The 26,984-nt window shown below is 71.1% G+C and carries 24 protein-coding genes; 15 read left to right on the forward strand and 9 right to left on the reverse strand.

The features are described from left to right. The first annotated feature begins 103 nt into the window (after positions 1–103). The 3 genes from KXC43_RS08370 to KXC43_RS08380 all read left to right on the forward strand — a co-directional run bounded on the left by KXC43_RS08370 (position 104) and on the right by KXC43_RS08380 (position 1,833). Complete coding sequence (locus tag KXC43_RS08370; protein WP_369076948.1) at positions 104–433, forward strand: NAD-dependent epimerase/dehydratase family protein; 330 nt, start codon at positions 104–106, stop codon at positions 431–433. Positions 434–596: 163 nt separating this feature from the next. Beyond that, complete coding sequence (locus KXC43_RS08375; protein ID WP_221375387.1) at positions 597–1,541, forward strand: helix-turn-helix domain-containing protein; 945 nt, start codon at positions 597–599, stop codon at positions 1,539–1,541. A 124-nt stretch (positions 1,542–1,665) separates the two neighbouring features. Then, a complete protein-coding gene (locus tag KXC43_RS08380; RefSeq protein WP_221375388.1) occupies positions 1,666–1,833 on the forward strand; it encodes a hypothetical protein in 168 nt (55 codons plus the stop codon). 59 nt (positions 1,834–1,892) lie between these two features. Here KXC43_RS08380 and KXC43_RS08385 read toward each other — a convergent pair whose 3' ends face one another. From KXC43_RS08385 to KXC43_RS08395, 3 genes are all read right to left on the reverse strand, one after another. Further along, positions 1,893–2,231, reverse strand: a complete 339-nt coding sequence (locus KXC43_RS08385) for a YciI family protein (protein ID WP_221375389.1) — start codon at positions 2,229–2,231, stop codon at positions 1,893–1,895. A 104-nt stretch (positions 2,232–2,335) separates the two neighbouring features. Further along, a complete protein-coding gene (locus tag KXC43_RS08390; RefSeq protein WP_221375390.1) occupies positions 2,336–3,148 on the reverse strand; it encodes a ThuA domain-containing protein in 813 nt (270 codons plus the stop codon). Between the two features lie 91 nt (positions 3,149–3,239). Continuing rightward, on the reverse strand, positions 3,240–3,935 hold the full coding sequence (locus KXC43_RS08395) for an HAD family hydrolase (RefSeq protein WP_221375391.1): 696 nt from the start codon (positions 3,933–3,935) through the stop codon (positions 3,240–3,242). Positions 3,936–4,017: 82 nt separating this feature from the next. Between KXC43_RS08395 and KXC43_RS08400 the strand changes: the two genes are divergently transcribed. From KXC43_RS08400 to KXC43_RS52630, 4 genes are all read left to right on the forward strand, one after another. Next, a complete protein-coding gene (locus KXC43_RS08400; RefSeq protein ID WP_221375392.1) occupies positions 4,018–5,439 on the forward strand; it encodes a hypothetical protein in 1,422 nt (473 codons plus the stop codon). A 22-nt stretch (positions 5,440–5,461) separates the two neighbouring features. After that, positions 5,462–5,899 (forward strand): hypothetical protein, encoded by a 438-nt coding sequence (locus KXC43_RS08405; RefSeq protein ID WP_221375393.1) that lies wholly within the window; start codon positions 5,462–5,464, stop codon positions 5,897–5,899. Between the two features lie 153 nt (positions 5,900–6,052). Further along, on the forward strand, positions 6,053–6,187 hold the full coding sequence (locus KXC43_RS50645; protein ID WP_255643710.1) for a hypothetical protein: 135 nt from the start codon (positions 6,053–6,055) through the stop codon (positions 6,185–6,187). Positions 6,188–6,239: 52 nt separating this feature from the next. Further along, positions 6,240–8,513, forward strand: a complete 2,274-nt coding sequence (locus KXC43_RS52630) for a putative bifunctional diguanylate cyclase/phosphodiesterase (RefSeq protein ID WP_221375394.1) — start codon at positions 6,240–6,242, stop codon at positions 8,511–8,513. A gap of 4 nt (positions 8,514–8,517) precedes the next feature. On the opposite strand, the gene KXC43_RS08415 is transcribed toward KXC43_RS52630, so the two are convergent. Beyond that, entirely contained in the window at positions 8,518–9,807 is a 1,290-nt protein-coding gene (locus KXC43_RS08415) for a serine hydrolase domain-containing protein (RefSeq protein WP_255643711.1), read from the reverse strand. A 154-nt stretch (positions 9,808–9,961) separates the two neighbouring features. On the opposite strand from KXC43_RS08415, the gene KXC43_RS08420 reads away from it, so the two are divergent. Together KXC43_RS08420 and KXC43_RS08425 are read left to right on the forward strand one after the other, a co-directional pair. Further along, entirely contained in the window at positions 9,962–11,230 is a 1,269-nt protein-coding gene (locus KXC43_RS08420; protein ID WP_221375396.1) for a right-handed parallel beta-helix repeat-containing protein, read from the forward strand. A gap of 53 nt (positions 11,231–11,283) precedes the next feature. Further along, positions 11,284–11,505 carry a hypothetical protein gene (locus KXC43_RS08425; RefSeq protein ID WP_221375397.1) on the forward strand — a complete coding sequence of 74 codons (222 nt, stop codon included), beginning with the start codon at positions 11,284–11,286 and terminating at the stop codon, positions 11,503–11,505. Between the two features lie 60 nt (positions 11,506–11,565). On the opposite strand, the gene KXC43_RS08430 is transcribed toward KXC43_RS08425, so the two are convergent. Both KXC43_RS08430 and KXC43_RS08435 read right to left on the reverse strand, forming a co-directional pair. Beyond that, entirely contained in the window at positions 11,566–12,426 is an 861-nt protein-coding gene (locus KXC43_RS08430; RefSeq protein ID WP_221375398.1) for a phytanoyl-CoA dioxygenase family protein, read from the reverse strand. 150 nt (positions 12,427–12,576) lie between these two features. Beyond that, the gene (locus tag KXC43_RS08435) at positions 12,577–14,358 is read right to left on the reverse strand and encodes an AfsR/SARP family transcriptional regulator (RefSeq protein ID WP_221375399.1); all 1,782 of its coding nucleotides are present in this window, start codon (positions 14,356–14,358) and stop codon (positions 12,577–12,579) included. Between the two features lie 344 nt (positions 14,359–14,702). Here KXC43_RS08435 and KXC43_RS08440 point away from each other — a divergent pair, with 344 nt between their 5' ends. From KXC43_RS08440 to KXC43_RS08455, 4 genes are all read left to right on the forward strand, one after another. After that, entirely contained in the window at positions 14,703–15,665 is a 963-nt protein-coding gene (locus KXC43_RS08440) for an acetylxylan esterase (protein ID WP_438870859.1), read from the forward strand. 26 nt (positions 15,666–15,691) lie between these two features. After that, positions 15,692–16,483: a hypothetical protein gene (locus KXC43_RS08445; RefSeq protein WP_221375400.1), complete on the forward strand. Its 792-nt coding sequence runs from the start codon at positions 15,692–15,694 to the stop codon at positions 16,481–16,483. Positions 16,484–16,559: 76 nt separating this feature from the next. After that, positions 16,560–17,894, forward strand: a complete 1,335-nt coding sequence (locus KXC43_RS08450) for a uracil-xanthine permease family protein (RefSeq protein ID WP_308129010.1) — start codon at positions 16,560–16,562, stop codon at positions 17,892–17,894. Next, a complete protein-coding gene (locus KXC43_RS08455) occupies positions 17,891–18,958 on the forward strand; it encodes a DUF1989 domain-containing protein (protein WP_221375402.1) in 1,068 nt (355 codons plus the stop codon). The genes KXC43_RS08450 and KXC43_RS08455 overlap by 4 nt, the downstream gene beginning before the upstream one ends. 554 nt (positions 18,959–19,512) lie before the next feature. On the opposite strand, the gene KXC43_RS08460 is transcribed toward KXC43_RS08455, so the two are convergent. The 3 genes from KXC43_RS08460 to KXC43_RS08470 form a co-directional block, all read right to left on the reverse strand. Next, positions 19,513–20,916 (reverse strand): serine/threonine-protein kinase, encoded by a 1,404-nt coding sequence (locus KXC43_RS08460; protein WP_221375403.1) that lies wholly within the window; start codon positions 20,914–20,916, stop codon positions 19,513–19,515. 1,198 nt (positions 20,917–22,114) lie between these two features. Next, complete coding sequence (locus KXC43_RS08465; RefSeq protein ID WP_221375404.1) at positions 22,115–22,435, reverse strand: MerR family transcriptional regulator; 321 nt, start codon at positions 22,433–22,435, stop codon at positions 22,115–22,117. 668 nt (positions 22,436–23,103) lie between these two features. Beyond that, a complete protein-coding gene (locus KXC43_RS08470) occupies positions 23,104–24,066 on the reverse strand; it encodes a carboxypeptidase-like regulatory domain-containing protein (RefSeq protein ID WP_221375405.1) in 963 nt (320 codons plus the stop codon). A gap of 1,599 nt (positions 24,067–25,665) precedes the next feature. Between KXC43_RS08470 and KXC43_RS08475 the strand changes: the two genes are divergently transcribed. After that, entirely contained in the window at positions 25,666–26,274 is a 609-nt protein-coding gene (locus tag KXC43_RS08475) for a response regulator transcription factor (RefSeq protein WP_221375406.1), read from the forward strand. A gap of 140 nt (positions 26,275–26,414) precedes the next feature. Next, on the forward strand, positions 26,415–26,972 hold the full coding sequence (locus KXC43_RS08480) for a hypothetical protein (protein ID WP_221375407.1): 558 nt from the start codon (positions 26,415–26,417) through the stop codon (positions 26,970–26,972). Positions 26,973–26,984 lie beyond the last annotated feature (12 nt).

Consider the following 26,984-nt stretch of genomic DNA (forward strand, 5'->3'; position numbering starts at 1 on the left):
GCCGACGCCCGTGAGAATCGCGCCCGCATCCTGGCGGCCGCCCGGCAGGCGTTCGCCGAGGACGGCAACACCTCGATGAACCAGATCGCCCAGCGGGCCGGCGATCGCCTACGGCCACGAGCCGCGCGACACCCCGTTCACCGAACAGGACTGGACGAACGTGGCGGCCGACATCGCGCCGTACCAGCGATCGAAGACCCTGGCCGAGCGCGCGGCCTGGGATTTCGTGGCCGGCGAGGGCCGCGGGCTGGAACTGGCCACGGTCAACCCGACGGCGGTGCTCGGCCCGGTTCTCGGTCCGGACTACTCCCCGTCGCTCAGCAGCATCGCCGGCATGCTCGACGGGTCGTTGCCGGCGCTGCTGAAGTTCGCCACCGGCTACGTCGACGTCCGGGACGTGGCGTCGTTGCACCTGCTCACCCTCAAGGCGTAGGCAGGAATGCCCTCCGAGCATCACGCCCGGAGGGCCATCCTCCCCCGCCGTCACTGGCTATGACGAGGATGGCGGGTCTCCCGGGCCGGCGCATTGACCGGCGGCGCACGGGCCTTGCCTTTCCCGGCTTGACCGGCCGGGCTCGAGTGACTCCAATGGGGTCATGTCTGCGCCGGAACGCTTCGCCGAATATCGGCAACGCATGGCCCGCCTGCCCGTCGCGGTCGACGTGAGCGGCGATCCGGCCGGCAATTTCCAGTCCGAGGTGCGGACGGTCGCTCTCGACACCGACGTCGAGCTGTCCCTCAACGCCATCCGCGGCTGCCGCATGGTGGCACGCCGCACGCCGGCGATGGTGCGCCGGTCCGATCCGGAGGCGTACCGGCTCCTTCTCGTGCTCCACGGCCGGGCCGACGCGACCCACTGCGGTCGCGGCGGCGCCTTCGAGACCTCCGACATGGGCCTGTACGACACCTCCCAGCCGTTCGAGGTCGCCCGGGCGGCGCAGGCGCTGCCGGCCGCCTTCGCCATGATCACGTTTCCGCGCGCCCGCCTTCCCGTGCCCCACCGGACGGCGGCCGACCTCCTGGGGGCGCGGCTCGACGGTGGGCACGGCGTCGGCGCGGTGGTGGCCGATTTCGTCCGGCGCCTGGCCCGCGAGAGCCGCGACTGCACGCCCGCCGACCGGGCCCGGCTCGCCCGGTCCGCCGTCGACCTGATCGGGGTCGCCCTGGCCCATGAGCTCGACCGCGACCCGCCCCCCACGACCGGGGCCTGGCGCAGCTCCATGGTGACCCGGGCCCAGCATTTCATCGAGGCCCACCTCGACGACCCGGAACTGGGTCCGGCGACTGTCGCCGCGGCCCACCACATCTCCGTACGCCTGCTGCACAAGCTCTTCGAAGAGGCCGGGATCACCGTGTCGGACTGGATCCGCACCCGCCGGCTCGAACGGTGCCGCGAGGATCTGGCCGATCCCCTTCAGCGAGCCCGTCCCGTACGGCTGATAGCAGCGCGATGGGGCTTCCGGAGCGACGCTCATTTCAACCGCGCCTTCCGCGCCGCCCACGGGATGCCGCCCGGCGAATGGCGAGCCGGCCGCCACTGAGCACCCTGGACAGATCGAGGACAATCTCCCCCGATCATGCGCCCGCGGTTGTAATGTGCGGCACGTCGAAGGGCCCTCCGGCAGGTTCGGAACCAGTCCAGACGACGAAACGGGGGCACCACACATGACATTGAACGTCCATCGCACACTCAGCGCTCTGGCCGTGGCCGCGGCGCTGGTGGTGAGCAGCGGCGGCATCGTCGCCGCGGCGGCCGCGCTCGACGCCAAGCCGCTGCGCGCCGAGTTCGCGCCGACACAGCAGATCCACGCCAAGCCGCTGCGCGCCGAGTAGGAAGCACAGCACGCGGGCTGGTCCGGACCAGCCCGCGTGTCTCAGCCGGCGCCACGCTCCTACTTGATGACGCGCACCTCCTGCGGCCAGCCACAGCCTTCCGCGATCTTGCCGGCCCACATCCTGGCCGTCTCCTCGTCGGGCACGTCGACGATGGTGAGTCCGCCCAGGAACTCCTTGGTCTCGACGTAGGGCCCGTCGGAGAACAGCACCGTGCCGCTCGTGGCGTCGGCGCTGAAAATCGGGCCGTCCTCTTCCAGACCACCGGCGAAGACGTACGCTCCGGCCGCCTTGATCTCGTCAACCACCGCCGCGGCGAGGGGTCCGCGGCTGCGGAACCACTCCTCCGTGTGGTCACCCACCCACTGCTGGTTGAAGTAGATCAGGTACTGGGTCATGGTCGCTCCTTCTGCTCGGCCGGACCCGCTGTCCGTCCCACCACGCTACGAACGGCGTCCGGCCGATCCGACACTCCTCGCCGGAAAAGTTGCCGCCCGGCCGCTCAGTCCTCCCGGCCGCAGTGGAACGGCACGACGCCGGCCGCCATCCGCAGGCCGCCCAGCACGTGGGCCAGCAGCAGCGGTTCGGTCCAGTACTCGGCCTTGTGGCCCAGTGCGGTGTAGAAGGCCCGGCCGCCGTCGTAGGGCTGGCACCACGAGATCGGGTGGTGCCGCCCCATGCCGGGCGAGCCGCCGGGCACGCTGTAGCCGCGCGGGTCGTACGTCCGCTCGTCCACCTCGGCCAGCACCCGGACGGTGTGGCGCGGGTTGGTGCGGAAGTTGTACCACTCCTCCTCGCGCACCCAGCGCCGCGGCAGCGGGCGGGTGGCGGCCGTGTCACGGCCGAGAACCTTGACCGTGGCCACCTGGTATTGCGCGTTCACCGAGCCCGGGTGGTCCCGGAAGTACGCGCCGACCAGGCCGCCGTACCAGGCCCAGTCGTACTCGGTGTCGGAGGCGGCGTGGATGCCCGCGTACCCGCCGCCGGCCCGGATGTAGCGCTCGAAGGCGGCCTGCTGGGCGTCGTCGAGCACGTCGCCAGTGGTGCTCAGCCACACCACGACGTCGTAGCGGGCCAGGTTGGCGTCGGTGAACGCGGCCGCGTCCTCGGTCGCGTCCACCTTGAAGTGGTGCCGCGCCCCGAGTTGCCGGATCGCGGTCACGCCGGCCGGGATCGAATCGTGCCGGAAGGCCGCGGTCTTCGAGAAGACCAGAGCGCTGAACCGGGCATGCCCGGACGCCGCCGCCGGTGCGGCCGGGACGGCGAGCCCCGCCGCCACCACTATCGCCGCCATGAACCTGACCAGATGCCGCATGACCCCTCCTCAGCTTCTTCGCGTGCGTACCGGGCCTTCGATCGAAGACTATGACTTCACGCGCGGGGCTGGAAGGGGTTCGCCGGTTTGTCTAGGCGGCTCGGACCGGGCGGCCCACCAGCGCCGGAAGGTCGGCCATGGCCGTGAAGATGTGGGCCGCCCCCGCGTCCAGCAGCGCCTTCGGCGGGTGGTGGGCGGGGCTGTCCGGCGGGCAGTAGCCGAAGACCGTGGCGCCCGCGGCCACCCCGGCGGTCACGCCCGGCACCGTGTCCTCGACGACGGCGGCCCGCGCCGGATCGACGCCCAGGAACGCCGCCGCGGCCAGATAGACGTCCGGCGCCGGCTTGCTGTGCGGCTGATCCATGCCGCTGAACATCTTGCCCGCGAACACCGGGCCGAGCCCCACCTTGCCCAGCTGCAACTGCACCTTGCCCAGGTCGGCCCCGCTGGCGCAGGCGATCCGGCCACCCATCAGGGCGTCGATCCGGTGGACCGCGGCCACCGCTCCGGGAATCGGTTCGAGCCGGGCCGACAGGGCCGCGTTGCGCCGCTCACGGAACTCGAGCAGCCAGTCGTCGGTGACCACGAACCCGGTGTGGGCGGTGATGACGGCGGTCTCGTCCCGCAGGGCCCGCCCGACGAAGAGCCGGAAGCAGTCCTGTTCGCTGACGGCCCAGCCCAGTTCGTGCAGCATCGACCGCAGCACCCCGTTGGTGATGCTCTCGGAGTCGACCAGGACCCCGTCACAGTCGAACAGCACAGCGTCGAACGAACCCGGCTCAGCCATGGCCGCGACCCTACCTCGGCCGCCGGCCCGGGCCGGAAGCGCCGGCGCCGGCATCGGCGGCCGTCGCTATAGTGCCGGATTGATGCTCGGATCGACGAAACGGCGGGTACGCCGCGCCTACCGGAGCGGAACCCGGCTCGACCTCGGCGGCGCGGCGGTCGAGGCCGGCTTCCTGGCCGAGTTGCTGCTCGGCGCGGACGGCGGGGCCTCCGGACGGGTCGCCCGGCTGGATCTGGAGAACGCCCGCATCACCGGCGTGCTCGACCTGACCAGCGCCCGGATCGAGACCCAGCTGCGGCTGCGGCGCTGCGTCTTCGACGGGAAGCTGCTGCTCGACCACGCCGAACTGGTCTCGGTCAATCTCGACGGAAGCACGCTGCCCGGCATCACGGCGGAGGGCATCCGGGTGGCGGGTGTCTTCGGCGTCCAAGACGCCATCGTGGCCGGCGACATCTGGCTGCTCCCGGCCCATGTGCAGGGAATGGTCGAACTCGACCGCAGCACCGTGCACGGGACCCTGTTCCTGCAACGCTCCGACATCGGCGGCGGGGTCCACCTGCGGGGCGTCCGGATCGCCGGTGGGATCAAGCTCTCCGGCTCGCGGATCGGAGGCGATGTCGTTCTGGAGCGGGCCCACTTCGGGCCGGCCCCGGACAACGGCACTGCGGTCAGCGGCTGGGGCATGACTGTCGGCGGGGCGTTGCTGGCCCACGACCTCGTCGCCGACGGGCCCGTCCACCTGATCGGCGCCCAGGTGACCGGCTCCCTGTCGTTCCAAGGCAGCACCTTGCACAGCCCGGACGCCTACTGCCTGCTGCTGATCGAGGCCTCGGCCCGCGTGCTGACGCTGCGCCTCACCGGCGGGTCGGCCGGCACCGTCAGCCTGCGCGACGCCCGCTTCGGGCGGTTCGTCGACGACCCGGTCAACTGGCCGGCCGCGTGCCGCATCGAGCTCGACGGGCTCGCCTACGACCGCCTGACCCGCCGCTCCGAGGACGTCGAGGCGTGGACCGCCCGGCAACGCCTGGACTGGATGGCCGCCTACGCCACGGGGTTCTCCCCCGGCCCGTACGACCAGCTCGCGGCCGCCCTGACCCGGGACGGCCGGGAACAGGAGGCGCGGCAGGTGCTGGTCGTGCGGGAGCGCCGCCGGCACCACGCCATGGGCGTGCTCGGCGGACTCTGGGGCGCTGTCCAGAACGTGGCGATCGGCTTCGGTTACCGGCCCCTGCGGGCACTGCTCTGGTTGCTCGTCGTTGTCGCCGCCGGCACCGGCTGGTTCGCATGGTCCGGCCCGCTGGCCGCGGTCAAACCGGACGAGGCGCCGACCTGGGACCCGTTCCTCTACACGATCGACGTGCTCGTTCCGCTGGTCGACCTCGGCCACGACAAGGCCTGGGACCCGGTGGGCGCGGACAAGGCGGTGACCCTGACCGTGATGGCGGCCGGCTGGATCCTGGCCACGACCGTGGTGGCCGGCGCCGGGCGGGCGCTGCGCCGCTGAAGCGCAGGACTACCTTGCTGGCATGAGTCTTCTTGATGACGTGGCCGAGCGGGACGGCTGGCGGTGCTGGGTGTGCGACGAGCCGGTCGACGCCGACATGTCGGTGAACGACCCTCGCGGTCCCAGCGTCGACAGCCGCACCGCCGACCGGAAGGCCAAGATCACCGAGCGGCTCGCACACCGCGCCTGCAACACGCGCAAGGGCGCGGCCAAGGTGGTCATCGCCTGGCCCGACCGCCTGCACGTGATCGAGCCGGCGCCGTTGATCGCGGTGGCCGAGCGTCTCGAACGCAAGGGCGGCCGCGAGCTGGTGGCCCGGTGCCCGAGCCGCAAGGACGCCCAGGAGGCGGCGGACTGGCTGGTCGACCGGTTCTCCCGGCTGGCGCCGGGCCTGCCGGTGACCGCAACCGTCGACGCCGGCGGCGGCCAGTTCCTGGTCGCCCTGTCCACGCGCCGCTGAGAAGCCCGGCACTGAAAGCCCGGCGCTGAAAGCCCCGGCTGACCCTGACAGGGTGTGGCTGGACCGGCCGGAGCTGCTGATACTCGATTCGAGACAGCAGACGACAGCTCGGTGAGTTCCTGGCGACTCGCCGATCGCAGGTGCGGCCGGCCGATGTGGGTCCGGCCGGGTACGGCGACCGGCGGCGAGCGCGGGCACCTGCACGAGCTGGCGGCCGGCGCCCGGGCCCGGCCACCGGCACGCCGGTCGGCCCCGGAGCGGATGACGGCCGGCTTCGGCCGCCTGTGAACTCGCACCTTCCGGCAGCTCACCTCGGTGGCGGCGGTGCCGATAGGGAGGCGTGCCCGACACGCCCGGCCGTCTGCCGCTCTTCGCCGATCGGGCATTCTCGGCCGTAACGGCGTTGCTGATCGTCAATGTCTCGGCGTTCGCGCTCCAGGAGCACCTCGGCCGGCTGTGGCCGGACGCGGTGAACTGGCTGCTGGTGGTCGCGGTCATCATCCCCACCCTGGTGCTCTGCCGCCGGGTGCAGACCGACCCGGCCTCGACTCCCGTGGTGCGCCGCTACTGGCTCACGGTCAGGATCGGCACATCGCTGTTCGTCGTCGTGGCCGGGCTGCGCATCCTGTTCGAGGTCGGGGCCGGCGCCTGGTTGCTACCCGTTTCCGTCGTGCTGCACCTTCTGGGCGGCATCGTGCTCACGGGCCCGCTGGTCGGCCTGCCGTTCAGCGCCCGCAGCCGCGCCCGCAAGGTGGGTGTCTGGCTCGATCTGGGCACCCTGACCTCGGCCGCCGGCCTGCTGATCTGGCACTTCGTCGCGTCCGGGCAGTTCGCCGACGGCCGGGTCACCGGGCCCCGGGTGCTGGCGGCGGCTGTCATCATGGGCGCCGGTCTCAACGGGGTCTATCTGGCCGCCAAGGTGGTATTGGCCGGGGTCGACTCGTTCACCCGGCGCGGGCTGCACTGGATCGGCGCGTCGGCGCTGATCGGCGGGCTGGGCTCGGCGATCAGCTTCCTGCACCCGCACCAGCCGGACGGCAACCTGCTGGTGCTGGTGCTGCCGTGCGCCGCCTACGCGGCCGCGCTCGGCGCCCGGATGCAGGTGGTGGACACCGCGGCCGGGGCCCGGCCGCAGCGGGCGCCGCGTGGTTACAGCCTGATGCCGTACGTGGCGATCGGGACGGTCGACGCCATGGTGGCCTACGACAACATCTGGGGCGCCGGGAACGGCCTGCTCATCGACGCTGTCGCGGTCGTGCTGACGACGATCGTGGTCATCCGTCAGCTGATCGCCTTCCGGCAGAACGACGCCCTGCTCGCGCGGATCGGCCTGCAGGAGAAGCGGTTCCGTTACGAGGCCACCCACGACATGCTGACCGGCCTGGCCAACCGCTCGCTCTTCACCGAGCGGGTCACCGCCGCCGTGTCCGCAGCCCGCCCCGACACGCTGATCAGCATCGTGCTCATCGACCTGGACGACTTCAAGCTGGTCAACGACACGCTCGGGCACGCCACCGGCGACGCGCTGCTGGTGCACGTGGCCGAGCGGATGCGGGAGGCCGTCCGGTCGGCCGACACCGTCGCCCGGCTCGGCGGCGACGAGTTCGCCATCCTCTTCGAGGGCGTCGACGGCGCCGACGTCGAGCTGGCGCTCACCCGGATCGCGGCCGCCCTGGTCGAACCGGCCCTGGTCGACGGCGAGCCGATGACCGTCAGGGCCAGCTTCGGCGTGGTCGACGGCCGCGGCGGCGACGACGCCGGCGACCTGCTGCGCCAGGCCGACATCGCGATGTACGAGGCCAAGGACCGCGGCGACGGCGGCTACGAGCGGTACAGGCCGGGCATGGAGGCCCGCGGCGCCGAGAACAGCCGCCGGGCCGCCGCACTGCGCGTTGCCCTGCTGGAGGACCAGCTGGTGGTGCACTTCCAGCCGGTGGTGACCCTGCCCGGCGGCCGGATCACCGGCGCCGAGGCCCTGGTGCGCTGGCAGCACCCGACCGAGGGCCTGCTCGGCCCGGGCGCCTTCATCGAGGCCGCCGAACAGACCGGGCTGATCGTCCCGCTCGGCGCCTGGGTGCTGCGCGCCGCGACCCGCGAGGCGGCGACCTGGCCCGGCGAGCAGTCGGTCTCGGTGAACGTGTCGGCCCGGCAGCTGCGCGAGCCCGGCTTCCCGTCCCTGGTGGCCGCGGCGCTGACCGAGAGCGGTCTGCCGGCCCGCCGCCTGACCGTGGAGATCACCGAATCGGTCGCGGTCGGCGGCGGCGCGACGATGGAGAACCTGCGGGGGCTGCGCGATCTCGGCGTACGCCTGTCCCTCGACGACTTCGGCACCGGCGCGTCCACCCTGACCCTGCTCGCCACCTGCCCGGTGCATCAGATCAAGCTGGACCGCTCGTTCGTGCCCGACGGCCGCCCCGACGCGATCGCGGACGCGGTGGCTCAGATGGCCCGCGCGTTCGGCCTGGAAGCGGTGGCCGAGGGGGTGGAGACGGCGGAACAGGCGACCCGCCTGACCCGCCTGGGCTACGAGAAGGCCCAGGGCTTCCACTTCGCCCGCCCCATGCCCGCCGCCGACCTGCGTGCCCGCCTCACCACCACCGTGGCCGTTCCGTAACGGATCAGAGGTACCGGGCGAGGGTGGTGGCGATCTCGGCCCGCATCGGGTCGGGGTTGGCCCAGCTCCAGTTGGGGTGGGCCCGGTTGGTCATCAGCGACAGCACCAGCTTGCGGCGGGGGTCGACCAGCAGCGAGGTGCCGGTGAACCCGGTGTGCCCGAACGTGGTGGGCGCGGAGAGGGCGCCCATGAACCACGGCTGGCGCAGCGTCACCCCGAGACCGTGGTCGGAAGGGCGGCCCGGTCGCTCCGGGTCGACCGCGGGCAGGCCGGCGTTGTGGTTGGTGAGCATCTCCTCGACGATCCCGGCCGACAGGATGCGCTTGCCGCCGTAGACGCCCCCGGCCAGCAGCATCTGACCGGTCAGGGCGACATCGCGGGCCGTGCCGAACAGGCCGGCGCTGCCGATCACGCCGCCCATCTGGGCCGCGATGTCGTCGTGCACGGTGCCGCGCAGCAGGCCCCGGGCCGTGCGGGCGTCGGTGGCGGCCAGGCGGGCCGCCTGGTCGGCCGCGGTGAGCCATTTGCGGGGGTTGAACCCCATGTACCGCGCGCCCAGCGGTGCGGTGATCCCGGTCCGGACGGCCGCGTCGAGGGTGGCGCCGGTGACCTTCTCGACGATCTGACCGGCCACCATCAGCCCGGCGCTCGAGTAGCGGAACGTCTTGCCGGGTGTTGCGCCGCTGACCAGCGGGGTGGTGAGCACCTTGGCTCGCTGGGCGGCGGCCGCGAGGCCCTTCACGCCGGTCACGCCGACCGGCAGCCCGCTCGTGTGGGTCAGCAGCATCCGTACGGTGACCCTGTTCTTGCCCGTGCCGGTGAAGCCGGGCAGATAGCGGGCGACCGGGGCGTCCAGGTCGACCTGGCCCCGGTCGACCTGCTGGAGCAGCGCGATCGACACGTACACCTTGGTCAGCGAGGCCAGATCGAAGATCGAGTCCGTACGCATGGCGACGCGCTTGGCCGCGGCCAGCTCGACCGGGCCGGCGCCGTAACGCAGCGCGTGCCCGACCGCGATGTTCGCCGTGGTCGAGTTGTTCACCATCACGACCAGCGCGGCCCCGGCGTAGGTCGGGTGCTTCGGGTTGGCCGCGGTGGGCTTCAGGTATTTGGTCAGCACCGCCTTGAGCGGGGCGACGTAGGCCGGCGCCGCTGCGGCGGCGGCCGCACCGCCACCCGTGCCGCCGGTGTTCTGCCCGGCGATCCAGCCGCTCCGCTCGCGGCCGCAGCCGGCGACGGCAGCGGTGAGAGCGGCGGCTCCGGCGCCCAGGACGTGGCGGCGAGTCAACGACATGGCCGAGATCATGCCAACAACCGCTCTCCCACGGCAATCGCCCGAACCGGGAATCTATCGACAGTCATCACTCTAAGGCGATGACCGCGGCACCGCAGCTGTTGATCGAGCACGCGTTCATCGAGCGGCCGGGCAGGTCAGATAGGGTGGCGCGATGCCGAGACGCCTTCGCCTTCCGCTCGCGGTGACCGCCGCGGCGATTACGCTCGGTGGCGCCCTGGCCGTCGCCGGGTACTCCGCCGCGGATCCGGACACCAACACGGACACCACGCCCGCCGCGCTCACCTCGCCGTCGGCCCGGCCCTCGACCCCCTCCCCGGCGGCCACAGTGAGCGTCGCTCCGAAGCTGGGGTCGGCCCTGTCCATCACCTCTCCGCCTCCCCGGAAGCCGAAGGCCGCCCCCTTCAAGGGCATCCACGTCGACTGCGAGAAGGGCGACGACGGCAACCAGGGCACGCTGTCCAAGCCGCTGCGCAGCATCCGGGCCGCCACGGCCCGGGCGCTCGACCCGGGTGAGGCGATCGGGCTGGCGCGGGGCTGCACCTGGCAGACGACGGTGCAGCTGCGCGGCGACGGCACCAGGAACAAGCCCGTCCGGCTCACGTCGTACGGCGCCGGGGCGCTGCCGGTCATCGACGGCCGGTCCGGCAACGACGACAGCGTCGTGCTGCTCAGCGGCGCGTACCAGATCCTCGAGAACGTCCGGGTCACCAACGCCACCGCCAACGGCGTCCAGATCATGGGGGCGAACAGCGGCGTACGGTCGGCCACCGTCGACAACGCCGGCGTCGGCGTGCAGTTCCGCGCTCCCGGCAGCTGGGCCGACCGGGTAACGGTCCGCGACCTCAACATGGTGCGCGACACCCCGGGCGGCGACGACGACTACGGCGCGGTCGGCTTCCTGGTCGAGGCCCACGACGTCGAGATCGGCCGCAGCAGCTGCACCAACTGCCGCGCCCCCAGCAACGACTACGGGCACGACGGCGGCTTCGTCGAGGTGTGGAACTACGCCGACAACCTCGACGTGCACGACAACACCGGGACCAACACCCAGGGCATCCTCGAGATCGGCGCCGACCAGCCCGACTCCTCGGCCCGCGGCATCAAGCTGCGCGACAACTCGTTCCGGAACTCGCACGGCGGCCTGGTGCTGCACACCGACAACAACTTCGCCATCGCCCACGCCCGGATCGCCATCACCGGCAACACGATCTCGAGCACCGGCGCCCAGGATCCGCCCATCCTCGACGGCGACCTGAGCACCGTGACGTTCGACGGCAACAAGGTCAGCACGGCGAGCTTCGTGGCCCACTCGGCGCCGGCCAGCCACCGCTGCAACAGCATCACGCTGCGCGGCGGGGCCGAACTCGGCTACCAACGGCACAGCACCGAAAGGCTGGGCGGGAGTGCCACCTGCTCCTGACCGGGGTCCGGCTGCGATAGCGTGAGCGCGGGACCGATGTCAGGAGATCCACGATGACCGAATCCAACGCCACCGCCGGAACCCCGGCCGACGAGAACGAGCCGGTCGAAGAGACCGAGCCCGCTCCGGAGGCCGAGGTCTTCACCAACCGGGCGGCGCGGCGCGCCAAGGGCAAGAGCACGGCGAAGCCCGAGGTCTTCAGCAAGGGTCAGCGCCCGGCCGGCCGGGGCTCTGTGCAGAGCCCTCGCCAGTACGGCAACCGCCGCAGCGGCTGACGCTGTCGAACGGACGCGGGTGCGGACTCTCCATGAGTCCGCACCCGCTTCTGTCGCTGCCTACTGCTGCTGGCGCTTGGCCGCGCCGACTTCGTACGGGATCGGTTCCCACGCGGCGTTCTTGCCGACCGTGTCGTCACCCTCGATCTCAGCCGCGACACGCCGGACGTTGAGGCCGGCGTTCTTGGCCTCGAGCAGGGTCTCGTCGTCGTAGTGCGAGGCCCGGAACGAGTTGACCATGTACGTCCGGGTCTTCATGTACTCGACGTAGCGGTCGTGGTGCGCGTCGTCGAGCCCGAGCGCGGCGAAGATCGCGAGCCGGTCGCCGTCGGCCTTGGCGATGCGCCACTTCGGAATGTTCGGAATGTCCTTGGGCTCCGGGTGCACCCACTTCGGGAATTTGTACAGAACGCCGTTGCCGCTGTGGGTGGTACGCATGCTCCACACGGCGAGATCACCCACGCGGGTACGGACATAAACGTTCTTTCCGTACGAGTGGTCGGCCGTATTGTGCGATTTCGCGCGCAGGTTCAGACCGCCCGTGTGGGACCAGTGGTCCTGCAGATAGATCCCGAACCGCAGCAGGGTGTAGCGCCCGTTCCAGTCCGGACCCTTTCCGTCCTTGCGGTCCACGTTGTCCTTGTGGAAGCCGCGCTGGCCGGAATTGATCGTGTAGGAGCTGTCACCGGAGTACCAGATCTCGTCGCTGCCCAGGAGCTGCCGGGCGACACTGACAAAACGACCGTCGACCAGCACGCTTCGCATCTTCGGGTTGGACAGCAGATCGCCGGGACCGCGGCCGCGCGAGGCCATGGCCGCCTCCCGGAAATTCTTGATCTCGTCGCGCGAGTAGGCATTGCGGATGATCTGGTAACCGTTTTCCCAGAATGCGTTCACATCGACGGTAAGATCTTTGGACATTGATTCCTCACCCGGTTGCTGACCATGTTTTCACCGAAGCAACGAAGCCGGATTCGGCTCCCCCGTTGCACGCAGTGAAGCTTCTGGCCCCGCCGCCCCGGGCACAACGGCCGGAGCGGACGATTCTGGCGATTATCGCGCCGTGAAACCTCATTGAAGCCGAAGTGAAGCCGGGCGGCCCTGTTCGATCGAGGTGGCGTGCCGGCTGTACAACCCGGCCAGCGGGCTCACCCGGTAGCGGTCGTGGTTGAGCTGTTCGACGAGGTGCACCCCGACGAGGCGGTCGAGGTGCCGGCGTACCACCGGGACGGGCAGCAGGGCGACCTCGGCCGCCTGCCCGGTCGTGAACGCCTTGGCGGTGTGCACCGACACCTGGCGCATCAACTCGGCCGCGTCGGGATCGAGCCCCCGGTACGACCAGGACAACGAGCGTGGCAGCGAACCGGCGTCGTCACCGGCGTCGAGCGCGGCCAGCCGGTCGGCCTCGTCGACCAGCTGGGCGATCCACGACGACGGTGACACGTGCGGCAGCCGGGCCATCCGCTCGGCGAGGACGCGCAGGGCCAGGGGCGTACGGTCGCACAGCTCGGCCAGCCGGATCGCCTCTTCGGCGCGGGGGTTCAGGCCGAGCAGGGCCGACGCTTCCGCCGGCTCGAGGCGGGGCACGGTCAGGCGTACCGCGCCGTCGTGCACCACCAGGCCCCGCAGCTGATTGCGGCTGGTGACCACCGCGGTGGCGACGGCCCCGGGCAGCAGGGGGCGCACCTGGTCGGCGTCGAGCGCGTTGTCGAGCAGGACGGCCAGCCGGCGGTTGGCGGTGAGCGTGCGGAAGAGCTGGGCCCGGGCCGCCACCCCGGGTGGCACCTCGGCCGCGGTGACGCCGAGCGCCTCGAGCAGCGCGGCCAGCGCCTCGGACGTCGCCAGGGGCGGCTCGTCGGCGTACCCCCGCAGGTCCAGACAGAACCGGCCGTCGGGATAGTCGGCCGCGTTGTCGTGCAGCCACCGCAGCGCCAGGGCCGACTTGCCGATGCCGGCCGGCCCGTCCAGCACGATCACCGCCGCCGCCTCGTCCCGATGCCAGTCGAGCGTGGCGAACTCCTCGGCCCGCCCGACGAAGTGCAGGGCACCCGCCGGCAGTGTCTGCGGCACCGCGTCCGGCGTGGTCGTGGCCGGAACCACAGCCGCCGCGACCGCCAGCAGCGGATGCGGGCCGGACCCGCGCAGGATCTGCTGGTGGACCTCGCGCAGCTCGGCGCCCGGTTCGACCCCCAGTTCGGCCATGAACCGCTGCGACACCGTGCGGTAGGCGCTGAGCGCCTCGGCCTGCCGTCCCTGCCGGAACAGGGTGGCCATGAGCTGCACCCAGAACCTTTCCCGGAACGGGTGCTCGACGGTCAGCCGCCGCAGCTCGGGGACGATGCCCTCGGTGCGGTGCAGCAGCAGGTCGGCCTCGATGCGCCGCTCCAGCGCGAGCAGGCGGCGCTCGTTCAGCGCCGGCAGGTCCATTTCGTGCAGCCACGGCGAGACCACGTCGGCGCAGGCGGGGCCGCGCCACAGCCCGAGCGCCGCACGCAGCAGGCGGGCCTGAGCGTCCAGACTGGTGGCCGTCCCGGCCTCGGCGACGAGCCGGTCGAACTCGTGCAGGTCGAGCTCGCCGGGCCCGACGGTCAGCGAGTAGCCGGCCGGACCGGTGACGATCGAGCCCGGCCAGGGCAGTTCGTGACGCAGCCGCACGATGTTGGTCTGCACCACCCGGCGCAGCGAGTGCGGGGCGTCGCCGGGCCACATCCGCTGGGCCAGCTGAGCCACCGAGAGCTGCTGGTTGGCGTGCAACAGCAGCGCGGCCAGCACGGTGCGGACCTTGCCCCCGGTCACCGGCCGGGTCTGCTGCTCGTGCTCCACCAGCAGCGGACCGAGAATGTGATACCGCATGCCTACCTCCCCCGTGAGACGCCACTGGCACCCCGGCCGGGGGCACGAACAGGGCAAGAACGCCGCGGAGCCACGGTCGAACGTCTCGATAAACCTGAAACCTGAGCAGACCGTAGACACCTGGACTCCGCCCCGCCACCCCTCTTCGTCCCGCCGGGCGAGCCCGCGCGCCGGCGGCAAAGGAATACGGCCGAGCCGGCCCGGAACCTTTTGTTCACCATTTCGGATGGCGAGAATCGCCGTCGAAGATCAATTCTTGCCGCCCGTGGCCGAGGGCCGCGGCCGCCCGTGTCAGGATCATGAAGAACGGGGTCCTCCCGGGATGACGACGAAGGAACGATGACTTGCTGACCGACCTCTCTCCCGACCAGCTCGCCACCTACCGCAGCACGCAGACCGCGCCCGCCGGCTTCGACGACTTCTGGGCCGAAACCCTGGCCGAGGCCGCGGAACACGACATCGAGGTGCGGCTGAGCGAGGTCCCGACCGGCCTGCGAACCATCTCCACGTACGACGTGACGTTCCGCGGCTACGCGGGGCAGGACGTGCGGGCCTGGCTGCGGGTGCCCGCCCACACCACCGGTCCGCTGCCCACTGTCGTGCAGTACGTCGGGTACGGCGGCGGACGTGGCCACGCCCTGCAGAACCTGTTGTGGGCCTCGGCGGGGTTCGCCCACCTGCAGATGGACACGCGCGGGCAGGGCGCGGGGTGGAGCCTCGGCGTCACGCCCGATCAGGCGCCGTCGTCACCGCAGGTGCCGGGGGTGATGACCCGCGGCATCCTCGACCCGGCCACCTATTACTACCGGCGGATGTTCACCGATGCCGTCCGGGCCGTCGACGCCGCCCGCAGCCTCGACGTGGTCGACAACAGCCGGGTCGCCGTCCTCGGCGGCAGCCAGGGCGGCGGCAACGCGATCGCGGTCGCCGGGCTGCGCTCCGACCTGGCCGCGGCGGTGGCCTTCGTGCCGTTCCTGTGCGACTTCCCCCGCGCGCTGGCGGTGACCGAGTCGTACCCGTACAAGGAGATCATCGACTACCTGATGGTCCACCGCACCGAGGTGGAGCCGGCGCACCGGACCCTCCAGTTCTTCGACGGGGTCAACTTCGCGTCACGCGCGACGGCGCCTGCGCTGTTCTCGGCCGCACTGCGCGACACCGTCTGCCCGCCGTCCACCGTGTACGGCGCCTTCCACGAATACGGCGGCGAGAAGGAGATCGAGGTCTGGCCGTACAACGGGCACGAGGGCGGCGGAATCCTCGACGAGGAGCGGGCCCTGGCCTTCCTGCGCGGCCGGCTCGGCTGATCCCGTGAGTGATGTACCTTCTTGCCGTGACCGCGAAAGAAATGGGTGAGAGTCCGGAGTCGCGCTTTACCGCTCTGCTGGTCGGCGCGGCCCGGCTGCCGGGCGTTCGCATCGATCGGGATGCCTATCTCAGAAGCGCGCTGAGTCGCTATTGCACCGAGGACGACATCCGTCGGGCCATCGACGGCACTCCGGCCGTGGCCAACATTTCGCCCGAAATTCTCGACCGGGCGGCCAACGAGTCGATCCGGTACGAAACGGCCAAGGTCAGCGCCCTCTCGGCCGCGGCCGGCATTCCCGGCCTGCTCTTCCTGCCGGCCACCGTGCCCGCCGACATGGCCCAGTATTTCGGCCACCTGCTCCGCATAGCGCAGAAGCTCGCCTATTTGTACAGTTGGCCGGATCTGCTGTCCGACGACGGCGACGAGCTCGACGACGCGACCAAGGGAGTGCTCACGCTTTTTGTCGGCGTGATGTTCGGGACCCGATCGGCCAATGCCGCCGTGGGGAAAGTCGCCGGCGAGATCTCGAAAACCGTGGCCAGGAAACTGCCGCAGAAGGCGCTCACCCACGGCGTGGTCTATCCCGTCGTGAAAAAGGTCGCCGGATACCTCGGCGTTCAGATGACGAAGCAGACATTCGCCAAAACCGTCGCCAAGGCGATCCCCGTCGTGGGGGCGGTGGTGTCGGGCGGACTCACCCTGGCGACCTATCTTCCGATGGCCACCCGCCTGAAGAAGCATCTCGCGAGCCTCGACCTCACCAAGCCGAAACCTCGGGTCACCGACGCCCGGGTGATCGACGGGGAGGTCGCCTGACCGTCGCGTCCACTGAGGACGCGGGTGTACGGCAAGGTGTTCTCGCCGGCCCTCGAACGCCCTAGCATTCATGATTGTGGATACCGAGACGGACGACAGGCCCGTTCTGGACGTCGGGTTCGACGAACGCGTCCAGCCGCCCAAGCTTCTGCTCTTCGCCGTTCAGCACCTGCTGACCCTGTCCGCGATCTGGGTCTTCCCGGTGCTGATCGGCATCACCCTGGGCCTCGCCACCGGCGACGTCACTCCCATGATCCAGGCCTCCTTCCTGCTGGCCGGCATCGTCACCGTCCTGCAGTCGAGCCGGATCGTGCGCCTGCCGATCGTGCAGGGGCCGACCGCCGCCTTCTTCGCGGCCGTGCTCGCGGCCGGGGCGGCGTACGGTCTCGACGCCGCGTTCGGGTCGATGGTCGTGGCCGGGCTGATCTTCATGGTGCTGACGATCCCGATCGGGCGGTTCGGGGTGCTGATCCACTTTCTGCGCTTCGCCACCGACCCCCTGGTCTACGGCACGATGTGCCTGATCATCGGCGCGCAGCTGGCGACGCTCGGCCTGCCGGGCTGGTTCGGCGCCGAGGGTCAGCCCGGGTACGGCTGGGACCTGTTCTGGATCGGCCTGGTCACCCTGCTCACCGTGGTGGCCTGCCTGCTGTTCGGCGGCTCGACCCTGATCCGGCGGGCCGCCGTGATCATCGGCATGCTGGTCGGGTCGGTGCTCGCCGCCGTGACCGGGCTGTGGAGCATGCCGGACCTGTCGGGCGTCGCCTTCGTCGGACCGCCCTCGCTGCTGCCGTTCGGGTTCGCCGTGGCGTGGCCGGCCGTCCTGCTGATGCTGCTCGCCTTCCTCGAGTCGAGCGCCGAGGCGGTCGGCATGTACACGCTCGTCTCACGCTGGGGCGGCGCCGAACTGACCCGCGAGCGCATCAACCGCGGCCTGTTCACCGAGTACGCGGGATCGGTCGCCGGCGCCCTGTTCGGCGGGATCGGCACCGCCACCTACCCGGAGAACGCCGGCATCGTCCGCGTCACCCGCATCGGCAGCCGGTTCGTCACGATGGCAGCCGGGTTCATCGCCATCGCCCTGGCCTTCCTGCCCGTGTTCAGCACGTTCGTGGCCGGCCTGCCGGGCGCGGTGCTGGCCGCCGCGTCCACGGTGCTGTTCGGCATCATCGCGATGAGCGGCGTCCAGATGATGAGCGCCGTCCGGTGGGACGACCTGAACCTCACGGTCGCCGGCACCGCCTTCATCCTCGCGCTCGGCGGCCAATGGCTGCCCGAGGCGTTCGTCACGACCATGCCGGACTGGGTACGGGCGCTGGTCACCACTCCGATGATGTTCGGCGCGGTGCTGCTGATCCTGCTCAACGCCGCGGTGAACTACGGCCTGCGCCCCCGGCTGGCCCGCCGGTGATCACGCTGCGGCTCAACCACCAGCAGCACGACTTCCTGCAGACGGTCGTCGACCGGGACGTCCACCTCGGCAACGTCGGCGACCTCGTGCGCGCCGCGCTGAGCGACGCCCCCGCCCACCAGCCCGCCCCGGCCACTCCGCACGGCAGGTCAACCCCTTCCCCGCGTACGGCGGAGAAGGAGCACATCCTCGAGCCGGGCACCGGCAAAGCGTTCGAGGTGGCCGCGGGCCAGGTCGTCCGGATCGAGCAGATCGAGGGCCACCAGTGCGTCGATCTCAACGCCTTCGCCCGGCACGACGCCCGCGAGCGGCTGCACGTCGGCCGCACCCGCGGCATGCAGGGACCGCACCCGGGCCCCGGCGACGTGCTGTGGTCCAACGCGCCCTGGGAGCGCCCGATCATGGCGATAGTCGGCGGCACGGCCACCACCGACACCCAGTTCCCGTTCTGCAGCCGCCTCATCTACAGCGCCTTCTTCGGCCTGCACGACCGCACGAACTGCCAGGAGATCCAGAACGAGGCCCAGCGCGAGTACGGCCTCGGTCCGTGGGACATCCACGAGTCGCTCAACCTGTTCATGAACACCGCGACCGACCCCGGCGGCGAAGCGGTGATCCGCCGCAACCGGGCCCGGCCGGGCGACCACATCGAGTTCGTCCCGCTGATCGACCTGCTGGTAGTCCCCAACGTCTGCGGCGACGACCTGTCCAACTGCAGCAACTTCGGCCTGCGCCCGGTACGGGTCACCATCGAACAGGGACGCCCGGCCGACGCCGAACGCGCCCGGGCCGCGTACGACCGGGCCGTCGTTCTGGGCTTGCCGCGCCCCCGCGAGATCGCCGGCGCCCGGCCGCTACGACGCGATCCCGGCTACATGGCCGCCTTCCCGCACCTGCCGCTGCGCCCGGCCGCCGTGCCGGTCGAGGTCGGCGACGCCCTCAACCACCGTTTCGCGCAGGCCAGAAACACCGACCTGTACGGCGATGACGACGCGGCCGCCCTCCGCGACATAGTCCTGTCCTGGGCGATCGAACGTCTCGGCGCCTTCTCCGGCAACGACTGACCACCCGCACAGACGCAGCCGTCCCACCCCGCTCCACCCTGAGCCGGGGCCGTCACGAAGCGAATCCCACCGCACACACGAGAGCGACGCCCGCCGCGGCCCCCGCAGCCGGCCGTCGCTCCCGGACGAGACTGCGGCTGATTGCCGCCCAACGCCCCTTTCCCGGAATCACTGAACGTGCTTGGAGAGCAACTGACCCCGGCCGGCTGCAGCCGAGAGTGGGACCGACTCTCAGACCTGGCCACGCCGGCTCTCGCCAAACGCCGCTTTGCCCAGGCGTCGCAAGCCGCCGCGGCGCATCGACCCTTTCAGACTCGCCGCCGTCGAACGACTGAGCGTCCACGGCGAGTCAGCTGTCCCACCCCGCTGCCGCCGAGGGTGGAACTGTCTCTCTCGGGCCAGGCCGCGCCGGTTGTCGCCCGGCGCCGCTTCTCCGGGTGTCGCAAGCCGAGGCGGCGCATCGCGGATTTCAAACGCGCCGCCGTCGAACGACTGAGCGTCCACGGCGAGTCAGCTGTCCCACCCCGCTGCCGCCGAGGGTGGAACTGTCTTTCTCAGACCAGGCCGCGCTGGTTGTCGGCCGGCGTCTCGGGGCCGGTGGAGGCGGGCGGATCGGGTTCCGGGGGCGTGGTCGTGGCCGGGTCGGTCGGTTCGACGGTCGGCTCGGCGGGCGGCGTGGTCTCGTCCGGGGTCGGCGTCGGCGTCGGCTTCTGCGGCGGCGGAGTGCTCGCCGGCGGGCTGCTCGGCTTGGCCGGCGGGGTGGTCGGCGCAGTCGTGGCGGGAGTGGTCGCCCGAGTCGTGCGCGGCGCCGTCGTCTTCTTCCGGACGTGCACCGTGGTCGACCCGTTCGTCTGGCGGGTCCGCACCGAGGCCGACGGTGACGGCGTCGGGCTGCTGCTGGTCTGCGGCGAGGTCGCCACCGGGCGCGGCCCCTCGACGGCAGCCTCGGCCTCGCGACCACCCGGCGTGACCGTGCCGTTGGCCAACTGCACCCCGACGACGCTCACGATCGCCGCGACGACCGCGGCCGATCCCATCACCAGGGCCCGCCGCCGCGACCGTTGCCGCGACGTGGGCGCAACCGGGACGACAACGGTCGCCCGGTCGGCGGTGTGCGGAGCCGACCGCACCGGCGCGACCGGCCGCACCTGCCGGGTCAGCGGCGCCGGCCGGCTGACCCGCAGGAAGTTGGCGGCGACGTCGGCCGCTGTCGGCCGCCCCTCGGGGTCTTCGGTCGTGCACGCCTCGTAGAGCCGGACGACCTCGCGCGGCAGACCGCTCAGGCGCGGCAGGCGCGGCGCCGGTCGACCGTGCCGGGCGGCCAGAACGGCGCCGATCGCCTCACCCGGCCACGCCCTCGATCCGGTCAGGCATTCGAAGAGCAGCAGCCCTACGCCGTACACGTCGGCGGCGGGGAAGCTCGGTTCGCCGCGCAGTTGCTCAGGCGCCAGATAAGCCGGGCTGCCCCACAACGCGCCGTTGGCGTCGATGCCGTTCTGCCCGGCCACGGCGGCGATCCCGAAATCGAGGACCTTCACACCGTCGGGGGTGAGCATGATGTTGCGCGGGTTGACGTCGCGGTGAACCAGGTTCTGGGCGTGCGCGACGGCCAGCGCGGACGCGGCCTCGCCGCAGATCTCGGCCGCCCGGCGCCACCGGAGGGGCCCCGTGCGGGCGATCAGGTCGGCCAGGGTCTCGCCGCCGACGAACTCCATGACGAGATACGGCGTACGGTCGTCGCCGTCGACAATCTCGCCGTAGTCGTAGATCTGCGCGATGTTCGGATGGCTGAGCCCCGCCGCCGTGCGGGCCTCGGCCAACACCCCGGTTGCCGACACATCGAACATCTTGATGGCAACGGGACGCTTGAGAACGCTGTCGAACCCGTACCGGACCACAGCGCTGCCACCCTGACCGAGGACTTCCCCGACCCGATAACGCCCCGCAAGTTTTTGCACCGCGACCTCCCCCGATGGCCGCCCGGCATCGCCGGCGTGACCATGATCGATCGCAGCATACCCGTGCCCCCCGACAACAAACTGTGTCGCCCACCGCACCAGCTGAACTTCCACGAAACAATCAGGCGTTCCAGGGCAAGCGATCCAGCTCTCCGTGGGGCGATTCCGTAGTACTCGGACAGATCGACGAAGCCCCCGTCCCAGTCGACCGGCTCGGCGTCATACGCGGATCCCCCCGCGGCCCGCGCCCGTCTGCACTCCACCCCGACCCGTAGGCTGTCGCACTTTCTACACGATCGACCGAAACGTACAGCGACCCGGCACCAACCCCGAAGAGTCCGCCGTGCTCCATCTGCACCAGCCGCACGTCCCCGCGTTCCGGATCGACCAGCAGCTCGGCGCCCCGGCCAATGTCCTTACCCAGGCTGCAGCGACTGGCTGACCGGCCCGCGCCGCGCATGATGGGCCGACAGTCTGGATGCGCACGCCGGCTGCCGCTGCGAGCAGATCTCGTTGTACAAGCCGTCCGATCTTCGTGTTGATGTCACCGTTCCCCGGCGCTGGGCGGTCTTCGCGCTCCACGTCAATTGGATGATCATGGCGATGAGCGAAGACCAGGTCGGCCCGCTCGTGGCGCTGGCCGTCCTGCCCCTCAGTCGCACACCTCACGCCCGCGAACACCGCGCCGCGTCAGCCGGCGAAGGCCGCCGCCGCTCAACCGCACCGGGGTGCCGTTCCCCAGTTTCATCGCGCGCCTACTTCACCGTGTGCCTCTGGTTCCGGCAACGCCCGTGGCCCCGCGCTACTGGCTTCGAGCAACCCCACGAACGCTTCCGTCGCCTTGAGCTCCCGGCTTCCGGCAACGCCATGAACGTCCCGGTCACGTTGGGCTTCCGGCTTCCGGTAAACGCCATGACGTCCCTGTCACGTTGGGCTGCTGGCTTCGAGCAACGCCACGAACGCCCTGTCGCGAGGATCGGACAGGCCGTTGTCAGTTGGGTGACATACCGGTGGGTCGCCGCGGTCGTAGGCTCGCCGGCACTCCGACCGGCCCGGCGACGACAGCTGACGGCGCCGGGCACCAGGGGGAAGGTGGAAAGCCCACCCGGCGGGCCGGGTGGGGGAAGGCAGCGGGCGGAGGACCTGCTCACGCTGCGCCGTACGCCGGTCGTGGCCGGCGGTTCGCGGAGGATCGAGGTCAGGCGGAGCCGCTCTCCTGGCGGCGCTCACGCATTTCGTTCTGTCGCAGGGCTTCCTCGAGCTGGTCCTCGAGGATGATGATGCGGCAGGCGGCCTCGAGGGCGGTGCCCTGCTCGACCATCTCTTTCGCTCGCACGGCCAGGCGAAGCTGGTAGCGGGAGTAGCGGCGGTGCCCGCCGGCCGATCGCAAGGGGGTGATCAGCTTCGCCTCCCCGATGCGGCGCAGGAAGTCCGGCGAGGCGCCGGTGATCTCCGCGGCACGCCCCATCGTGTAGGCGGGATAGTCGTCGTCGCCGAACATGTCGTCGGGTTGGGCCATGAACACCTCCGTGACGAGGGCCCCGGCGCAGTAGCGCCGGGGCCCGGGGTTGCGGGTTACAAACACCATCTACCGACAGGTTCGTCGGATTTTCATATCCACACCTGCCGCCATCAGCGACATCGGGTGTGAGGACCGCGTAAGCGTGACCGAAGACCACCTCTCGTTCGATGGAAACTGCGGTGTCCGCGCCCAGGACCAACTGCGTCCGGATTGCGGGCGATCCAACGGTGTCGAGCCCTCCCTTTCCTCCGCTTTCGATTCCTGTTGCTGTCGTGCTACCCGCCGGTGACAGAGCCCCACGCGACTTCATGGCCCCGTACACGTGCGACGAGCTTCGTGCTGCCCCCAAACTGCGGGGCCTTTCCTTGCAAAGTGCAATAAATCCTTGCAACGTGCGATGAACATGGGTCCACCGCTCAGCCGAGCGAGCCCGAGATCTTCCAGGCCCTGCTTGACGCTCGGTCTGTTTCGTCCGCGTCTTCCTTGGATCTCGCTGTCAACGAAAGAAACGTTAGCGGAACCCGCCAAGAAAATCTAGCAACCCGGCCGAGTTTTTCTCGGCGAGTCTTCTCAGCTTCGCGTGCCGCCCGCACGGGCCGAGCACGAGCCGCCCCAGCCGGCGGCCGGGGCGGCTCACTGTCCTTCCGTTGCGGAGCGACGCCGAGCTATTGCGGCGCGACCACCCACAGCAGCTGGTCGTCGACGACGGCTGTCTCACCCGACGCCACGGTGATGATGTCGGCCGAGCCGTAGTCGGGCTTCTGATGCGCGTACTGGGAGCCACCCTCGGAGCTGAACCGCACCTTGTAGCGGCCCGGCTCGAGCAGGCCGCTGAAGTCGTAGGCGCCGTCGGGCCCGGTGGTCGTGTCCGACTGGTTGACGGTGTCGATGTTGATGAAGCTGACGTTCACGCCCCCGGCCGGCGCCCCCGCGGCGTCGGTCAGGCGGCCGGAGATCCCGGACAGGGCGACGGCCCGGTCGGTCACGCGGACGGTCTGCCCCGATCGCACGAAGAATCTCGTGGCCCGGGCCGGGTCGAAGGTGTGCGGCACGTACTGGCCGAGCGGGCCGACCGCGTAGTTGACGATGAACGTCTGATCGGGCCGGACCCGGATCCGGAACGTGCCGTCGGCCGCAGTGACACCGCCGTGCTCGGAGGCGTTGTCCACGTTGGTCACGTTGACCGCCGCCCGGGCAGCCGGCTTGCCGTCCGGGCCGAAGAACCGGCCGGCGATGATTCCGGCCGCGGTGACGACGCTGTTCGCGGTTGTGGTCCGATCCGGCCGCACACGGTAGGTGCGGGCCTGGGCCGGGTCGCTGATCCGGCCCGGCGCCCACTCCGACCAGCCACCGAGGCCGATGCGCACCTGGTACGCGCCGGCCTCCAGGCCCGAGACCGTGAACCGGCCACGGCTGTCGGCCTGCAACTCCTGCACGGCATCGCTGGACGGATCGGCGAAGACACCGATCACGGCGCCCGGCACGGCCGCCCCGCGCGTGTCACGGACGACGCCGGCGAGGCTGCCCGTCGGGTCGTCGGCGAACGCCGGTCCCGCGGCGGACGACGCGGCCACGATCCCGGCCACGGCGGCCAGCACCGACCGTCGACGAATTCTGTTCGACTGCACTTTCGTTCCCCTTCCGTTGTTCAGGTACGGCCGACGTTACGGAGGCTGGACGGCCCGGCCGCAGACGAAACAGGGGATTGGCACGATCTCAGGAGCGCGTGTCCACACGCGATGGACAACTCCGGCACACCGGACCGGTGTCAGCCCGATGCTGACGGGTAGGCAATCATCGATGGCTCGACGAGTTCACCGGCGAGAAACAGCGGCGGCCGCGCTCCAGCGCACCGTTCGCCTGTTTCTCATGCTCGGATTGGCGGCGGCCGCGTACTTCGCCCTGAGCCTCCTCGATCACGCAGCGCGAGCCGACGGGGGCTCATCGGCACAGAAGCTGACCGACGCCGCAACTCCGGCTCCGACCGGCGAGCAGCGGGCAAGCTCAGCGGCGAAGGCCGGAGCAGGGGCTGCGTCTGCACGTCAGTCCGTTTCCTCGAAGCCGGCGCGGCACAGGGCCACACTGCCGCGCAAGGCGCTGCGGCACCAGCCGTCCCCGGTGAAGTCGGAGCGACAGAAGACCGGCAAGCTACGGCCCGGACGACACACGACCGTTACCCGTCAACCCGAGCAACCGAAAGCCAACAACCAGCCAGCCGGACGACACACGGCGGCGCCCGGGCATCGGAAGCAACCGAAAACCGACAAGCTGGCGGCCCGACGACACACGACCGCGCCCGAGCAGGTGGAGCGACCGAAGGTGGTTGTCCTCGAGGCCGGACGGCTGCGGCTCGCGGCTCCCCCGGTCAAGACGCGGATTGTCTCCACCCTGGAGACCGGCGCGGACCGAATCCCGGCGTCACCGGCCATCGCGTGGGAGGCCGCCGACGCCGCCAGGACGTCGACACAGCAAGGAGTACGGGCGGCCGTCAGGGCGACCAGCCGAGCCGAGGTCCTGGGACTCCCGGCCGCCCGCGAAGCGATCACCGCTCGCGTGCCGTCCCGCTCCCCCGAACTGGCAGGCGTGCCCCTCCCCAGGTTCCCGGAGCCGGCAGACGCGCCCCTCCCCACGCTCCCGGAGCCGGCAGATGCGCCCCTCCCCCTGTCCCCGACCGAGCGGATCGATCCGGCGCCGGCTCCCTCCCCCGGCTCGTCGGTCCGGCCGACGTCAGCGCCCACACACCCCGTCGCGCCACCGCCTGCTCACCTGTTCGGACGACAAGCGCTGGCGCCGCTGGGCGTCTCCATGGGGCCGACCGCACAGGTCCGTCCCGCCCCGGCGTATGAATCGGGCACAGACATCAGTCTCACGCCCACACCTCCGCCGCTGCCCTCTTCACCACCGCTGCCCACTTCGCCGCGGTCGCCGGGCGAGCGCTCAGGCGCCGGTAACCACCTCCGAGACTCCGGTGGCGGCGCCTCTCCCCTGACCGGCACAGTCCCGTCGTCCTGGCGGCCGGAGTTCACGGCCACCGCCACCGCCTCACCACCGAACTCGAACGCCCCCGGACGAACCGTCCGGTACAGCGGCCCTCCCAGCTGAATCACGCGGTCCGGAATCGGGCCCACGCCGGTGCAGCGACCCGGCGACGGCCACCAGCCGGCCCTCGGCCACCGAGGAACGCCGGCTTTCCCACCGCGAAGCTCAACCTTGGCTGGGAGGCCATCGTGATCCGCATCCTGCTCGTCGAACCCATGAACCTGCTGCGCGGCGCCCTGGCCGCGACGCTGTCCCAGGAAGAGGACTTCTCCGTCGTCGCCGAACTGGCCTGTCTCGGCGGGGCGGTGGACATGGCCCGTGCCGTGCCGCCGGACGTGGCGGTCGTCAACGTCGAGCTGCTGACCGGGGACGGTCTGCAGGTGTTCACCCGGTTCAGCGCCGAACAGTCCGGCTGCGCCACGCTGCTGCTGGCCGGCCCGGAGGCTTCCGGGCAGCTCAACCGCGCGCTGGACGTGCACGTCCGCGGCGTCATCGGCACCCAGGCCGGGCCGGGCGAGCTGGTGCGGGGCATCCGCCGGCTGGCCCGGGGCGAGCGTGTCATCGACGCCGGCCTGGCCGTGGCCATGGTCGCCGCGCCGCGCAGCCCGCTGTCGGACCGGGAACTGCACGTGCTGAGCGTCGCCGCGTCCGGGGTGCCGGCGGCCGAGGTCGCCGCCGAGCTGCACCTGACGGCCGGCACCGTCCGCAATTACATCTCGGTGATTCTGCGCAAGACGGGCGCCCGCAACCGGCTCGAGGCGGTCCGTGTCGCCGAGCATGCGGGCTGGCTGCACTGATCGGGCCGGAGGTGACTTTTGTCAGCGCGCGTTCCTCACTCCTCTCACCGTCAGCCGATGACAGTGCTCACTGGGGTGAGGGCCCGCGGACATCGAGGCTTGTCGGTGTCAGCAAACAGATCCGATCAGCAGGAGGAACGATGACACCTCGGCAACGGCTCTCGATGATCGTCGTCACTGTGCTCACGGCGCTGGGGCTCGCGTCCGTGGGTGCGAACGCGGCCACCGCCGCCCCGGTCACCCGGGCGCCCGCAACCGCCGCCGTCCCGAGCACTCCGGTCACCGGCAGCTTCACGGACGCCGCCGGCGGAACCGGCTCCTTCGCCGGGAGCTTCACTCCGACCCGGTTCGCCGCGCCGAGCGGACAGCTCGTGGCCGTCGGCACGCTGACCGGCACCCTCACCGACTCGACCGGTGACGCCGTCGGGACGGTCAGCCAATCCGTCAGCGCGCCGGCCGCGATCGCCCAGGCGACGTGCCGCATTCTGGACCTCACTCTCGGCCCGCTGCACCTCGATCTGCTCGGGCTCGTGGTGGATCTGAACCAGGTGCACCTGGTGATCAACGCCGTGCCCGGAGCCGGCAACCTGCTCGGCAACCTGCTCTGCGCGATCGCCGGCCTGCTCGACCCGCTTCCCAGCGCCGGCGCGCTGGCCGCGGTCCTCAACTTCCTTCTGGCCCTGCTCGCCCAACTCTGAGTTCGCCGAGGG

Origin of the sequence: Paractinoplanes polyasparticus (genome assembly GCF_019710575.1) — a bacterium.
In the GTDB taxonomy this organism is placed as follows: Bacteria; Actinomycetota; Actinomycetes; order Mycobacteriales; family Micromonosporaceae; genus Actinoplanes; species Actinoplanes polyasparticus.

Coding starts and splice junctions, on each gene's coding strand:
- KXC43_RS08375 (WP_221375387.1), top strand. CDS start 597: ATGTCTGCGCCGGAACGCTTCGCCGAATATCGGCAACGCATGGCCCGC.
- KXC43_RS08380 (WP_221375388.1), top strand. CDS start 1,666: ATGACATTGAACGTCCATCGCACACTCAGCGCTCTGGCCGTGGCCGCG.
- KXC43_RS08385 (WP_221375389.1), bottom strand. CDS start 2,231: ATGACCCAGTACCTGATCTACTTCAACCAGCAGTGGGTGGGTGACCAC.
- KXC43_RS08390 (WP_221375390.1), bottom strand. CDS start 3,148: ATGCGGCATCTGGTCAGGTTCATGGCGGCGATAGTGGTGGCGGCGGGG.
- KXC43_RS08395 (WP_221375391.1), bottom strand. CDS start 3,935: ATGGCTGAGCCGGGTTCGTTCGACGCTGTGCTGTTCGACTGTGACGGG.
- KXC43_RS08400 (WP_221375392.1), top strand. CDS start 4,018: ATGCTCGGATCGACGAAACGGCGGGTACGCCGCGCCTACCGGAGCGGA.
- KXC43_RS08405 (WP_221375393.1), top strand. CDS start 5,462: ATGAGTCTTCTTGATGACGTGGCCGAGCGGGACGGCTGGCGGTGCTGG.
- KXC43_RS50645 (WP_255643710.1), top strand. CDS start 6,053: ATGTGGGTCCGGCCGGGTACGGCGACCGGCGGCGAGCGCGGGCACCTG.
- KXC43_RS08415 (WP_255643711.1), bottom strand. CDS start 9,807: ATGTCGTTGACTCGCCGCCACGTCCTGGGCGCCGGAGCCGCCGCTCTC.
- KXC43_RS08420 (WP_221375396.1), top strand. CDS start 9,962: ATGCCGAGACGCCTTCGCCTTCCGCTCGCGGTGACCGCCGCGGCGATT.
- KXC43_RS08425 (WP_221375397.1), top strand. CDS start 11,284: ATGACCGAATCCAACGCCACCGCCGGAACCCCGGCCGACGAGAACGAG.
- KXC43_RS08430 (WP_221375398.1), bottom strand. CDS start 12,426: ATGTCCAAAGATCTTACCGTCGATGTGAACGCATTCTGGGAAAACGGT.
- KXC43_RS08435 (WP_221375399.1), bottom strand. CDS start 14,358: ATGCGGTATCACATTCTCGGTCCGCTGCTGGTGGAGCACGAGCAGCAG.
- KXC43_RS08465 (WP_221375404.1), bottom strand. CDS start 22,435: ATGGCCCAACCCGACGACATGTTCGGCGACGACGACTATCCCGCCTAC.
- KXC43_RS08480 (WP_221375407.1), top strand. CDS start 26,415: ATGACACCTCGGCAACGGCTCTCGATGATCGTCGTCACTGTGCTCACG.